5 protein-coding genes are annotated in these 3,939 nt (G+C 39.2%); all 5 read left to right on the plus strand.

Annotation, left to right across the window (positions count from 1 at the left end; all coding sequences use genetic code 11):
* Positions 1-584 (plus strand): hypothetical protein (locus tag KY055_02760; GenBank protein ID MBZ1345521.1); only part of this gene is annotated, 584 nt, incomplete at its 5' end.
* A gap of 403 nt (positions 585-987) precedes the next feature.
* Complete coding sequence (locus tag KY055_02765; GenBank protein ID MBZ1345522.1) at positions 988-1,683, plus strand: RNA polymerase sigma factor; 696 nt, start codon at positions 988-990, stop codon at positions 1,681-1,683.
* A 60-nt stretch (positions 1,684-1,743) separates the two neighbouring features.
* Complete coding sequence (locus tag KY055_02770) at positions 1,744-2,460, plus strand: hypothetical protein (GenBank protein MBZ1345523.1); 717 nt, start codon at positions 1,744-1,746, stop codon at positions 2,458-2,460.
* A gap of 89 nt (positions 2,461-2,549) precedes the next feature.
* Positions 2,550-2,777, plus strand: coding sequence for a hypothetical protein (locus KY055_02775; protein MBZ1345524.1), 228 nt, complete (start codon positions 2,550-2,552; stop codon positions 2,775-2,777).
* Between the two features lie 183 nt (positions 2,778-2,960).
* On the plus strand, positions 2,961-3,939 hold a 979-nt coding region (locus KY055_02780), incomplete at its 3' end, for a peptidoglycan-binding protein (GenBank protein ID MBZ1345525.1).

Genomic DNA, 3,939 nt, shown 5'->3' on the forward strand with positions numbered 1-3,939 from the left:
AGACCTATGTTATTGGTAAAGTTGAAGTTCCCAATAAAAATGGAAATAATTTTCCTCATTTATATCTTGGCCTTGATGGTTGGATGGTCGCTTATTATTTAAGAGGAGAAGAAGCCAGTAAAATAATGCAGTGGAATGGTTATACCCCGGGCACTATTCATACCACCACTCTCAAAGATGCAATTGATATTATTTCTGCCAAAATAGGAGTAACTTATTCCGAGCCGGTAAAGTATTATCATTTTCAATTTCCCGATGCCAATAAAATAACCATTATTGTAGACACCCTTCGTCCCCCATCCTGTTCCAATAATTTTTCATTTGTTGTTCCGGGCGAGCTTTTTGAAGCGTCTTATTCTGTTTATATTGATGACATTAATGTTAGTTTTGGCTTAGTAGTGAATAACAAACTTGTTTTTGGTGGACTCGTTTGGCGGGACTCACTTTGGTCTCATCCTTATGGCTATTATGAAAATTTAGAAAGCAATACGCCGCATTTTATTACTTTTTCTCAGGGACGCCCCTTTGTTCAGATTCCTTGCGCCGAGACCAGTTTGGCTACAGTTTTAATTTATAAAAATTAAAAAACAATAATGTAACGAAGCAAGGCCTCGTTACATTTATAACCTAGCAATCGAATAATATAACAATGTAACGAGGCAAGGCCTCGTTACATTTAACTTTTTCCCGAAAAAAGAACCTCTTAGATATAAAATGCGGGAATTGGCTGATGAGATTTTAGCCCAATGTCGCCCAATGTTCAAATGGAACCCCGAACAAAAGATTGACAGAGGCCCGTCCTCTGTCAAAATAACAGAGGCCCGTCCTCGGGAGATTTTAGCGTCCTCGGGAGATTTTAGATGAATGGGGGCTTTGGATAGTTTTTTGAGGTAGCAAAAAATAGAGAGTGCAGAGGTCAAACCCCTGCAAAGTTCGCGGCAGATTTTAGAGTTTTTAAAAGAAAAGGGCCGGGCCCAGGTCTGGCAGGTGAAGCAGGTTTTTCCAGAAGTTTCCAAAAGAACCTTGAGAAGAGATTTTGAGAATTTATTAAAGCAGGGTATAATTGAGAGAATAGGAGAGAAAAATGACACTTTTTATCAACTAAAAAGGAGCTTAGCTCCTTTAGAACTAAAAAGGAGCTTAGCTCCTTTAGAAGTAGGACATACCTATTATATGGCGAATTTACGTAAAATTTTTAGTAAAATTTACGACCAATGGATTAAAAAAATATACCGCTTTATTTTTTTAAAAGTTAATTCTCAAGAGGTGGCTGAAGACCTGACTTCCGAAACATTTTTGCGGGGCTGGCAGGCCTTTAAGGAAAAAAGTGAGGAGATTGAAAATCCTTCTGCTTTTTTATATCAAATCGCTCGCAATTTGGTGATTGACCATTATCGGGAAAAGGGAAAAAACAAGATTGTTTCAGTTGAATTTTTAACAATTACTGACCCAAACCCTGGACCGGAAGAAAAAATGGCTTTGAGTTCTGAAATAGAAAAAATCAGGCAAGCGATGAGCGGCCTCAAACCCAATTATCAAAATATCATTATCTGGCATTATTTAGACGACCTTTCAATACCCGAAATAGCCAAGATTTTAGATAAAAGCGAGGGAGCAGTTAGAGTGCTTCTTCATCGCGGTCTTCGGACTTTGCGAACAAAAATGAACAATGACGGTAAGTAGTGTCGGGTACTGATTAATGAATTCTGGTGTAATAAATTGGGGAGAAATTCGTCATATATTATGATGACTGAAAAAGAACTCATTGTTAAACTTCGCCAACTTCGGCAAATTGAACCCAGAAAGGACTGGGTTGTTTTGACCAAAGGTCAGATTTTAGGCGAGGAAACTTACAGAGGACGGGCCTCTGTTATCTCTATTGGTTTTTATTTATTGGGTCGGCTTTATCAAAGGCCGGCTCTTGTTTTTTTGAGCGCTTTTGTTATAATTCTTTTTATTGGCGGATTGATTTTTTATCTTCCCAAAGAGTCGGACCCAATTAACCGGATTGTTTCTGAGGCCGAAGAAATAGAAAATCTTTCTCCGGCATTGGCCGAGCTTGAAAAGCAGATTTCCCAGACCACCCAGGGCTTAAAGAAAATGAAAATTGAAGAACCCAGAAAAACTTTGCAAGTCAGCCGGGAAATTATTCCGGTAATGGAAAGCGGAAAAGCAATAGTTTCGGCTAGCAAAAAATTAAAAGAGGAATTGGAATTGAAAGACAAAAACAAAGAAGGAGTGGTCGGGGTCTTGGCAATTAAAATTTCCGAGACCGAAAATGCTCTTAGCGAAATGGAAACCGCCTTCAGCCAATTGATTGAAAGCGCAATTTATGATTTAGAGAAAAGAACCTTAACTCAAGAGCAGGCGGAAATTTTAAAAGAAGCCAAAAGAGATTTTGAAGATGGAAATTATTCTCAGGCATTGATTAAAATTTTAACTTTGAGCCAAAATAAATAATTCTAAAAATAATCAGTGTCGGGTACTGATTAAGAATAAAAATCAAAAATGTGGCGAAGCAAGACCTCGTCACATGTTGGTGGAATTATATGGCAGATAAACCAGTAACAAGAGAATATTTAGATAAATCATTAGATAAATTGGGGGTAATGATAGCCAAAGGATTTAATGAAAACACTGAACAGCATCAGCGGATTTTTAATCGACTGGATAGAATAGAAATGAAATTAGGGGGTATGGTTTATCGTCGAGAATTTGATGAATTAAAAGGAAGGGTAGATGAATTGGAAAACCTTTTAGCGATTAAGAAAAAATAAATTCAAAAAATGTACCCGTCCCTATTTTTGATAATTTGATAAATAATTAAAATGGAAAGGTCATTAGTTCTAATTTTTGGAATGCTTATCGATGGACAAAAATTTTTTACATTCCAAAAACAGGGATTTCGGTCGATAATGACGGAAATAAATATTCGCTTAACAAACAAAAAATAAAATAAAATGAAAAAATTTATTGCATTGATTATAGGATTTTCAATGGTAATGACATTGATGCCCGGACCTACTGTCCAAGCAATGACAGTGGCTGAACTTCAAGCCCAGATTGCCGCTCTGCAGGCCCAATTACTTGCTTTGCAAGCTCAATTGCCAGCCGTGCCAGCTGTGCCAGCTGTGGTTGTTCCCACTATTGTCCGCAACTTAACAATTGGCAGCCGAGGCGAAGATGTCAAAGCCCTTCAGGTTTTCTTGAATGCCAAAGGTTTTAAGGTAGCGGAAACTGGTGCCGGCTCTCCTGGAGCAGAAACAATCCACTTTGGTCCTCTAACCAGAGCCGCTTTAGCCAAATATCAGGCCGCAAATGAAATTTCTCCGGCTGCAGGATTTTTTGGTCCTCTTACCAGAGCCCATTTCGTCGGCTTAGTGGCTATTGCGCCTGTCGTCCCTGTTCCTCCTGTTGTTCCTGTTGTCCCAGTTGTCCCAGTTGTCCCAGTAGTTCCAGTAGTTCCTGTTGTCCCAGCCGAACCAGCTGTTGCTTTAGCTGCTGACACTCCGGTCTCTGCGACTTTAGCCCAAAATGCTCAAATGGTTCCAGTGTTGAAAGTTAACATTGCCGCTGGAAACAGAGAGCTTACTATCTCTGAAATGAGATTTAGGAGAACTGGTCTTGGTACAGTTGCTGACTGGCCATCTCTTTATCTTTTTGAAGGAGACGTTCGCTTAACTGATTTTGGCAGAACCATTTCTGCTGACACTCATGAAGTCCTGTTCCCGGCTTTAGGAATTACTATTCCAGCCGGTCAAACAAGAACTTACACCCTAAGAGCTGATGTTGCTGCTACTGCTGGCAACCAAGGAGCTTTTGAATTAATTGGCATTACTTCTAACATTGCTATTCCTGGCTTGCCTATTAGAGGCAATCTAATGAGTATTGGCGGTGTTCCTGTAAGCACAATTACTCTTACTCCTGGCTTATCTCTAA

This window comes from Candidatus Nealsonbacteria bacterium, from assembly GCA_019923625.1.
Classification (GTDB): Bacteria; Patescibacteriota; Minisyncoccia; order Minisyncoccales; family RBG-13-42-11; genus JAHXGN01.

Excerpts from the sequence above, each read along its gene's own strand:
- KY055_02770 (MBZ1345523.1), top strand. The coding sequence starts at position 1,744 with ATGATGACTGAAAAAGAACTCATTGTTAAACTTCGCCAACTTCGGCAA.
- KY055_02775 (MBZ1345524.1), top strand. The coding sequence starts at position 2,550 with ATGGCAGATAAACCAGTAACAAGAGAATATTTAGATAAATCATTAGAT.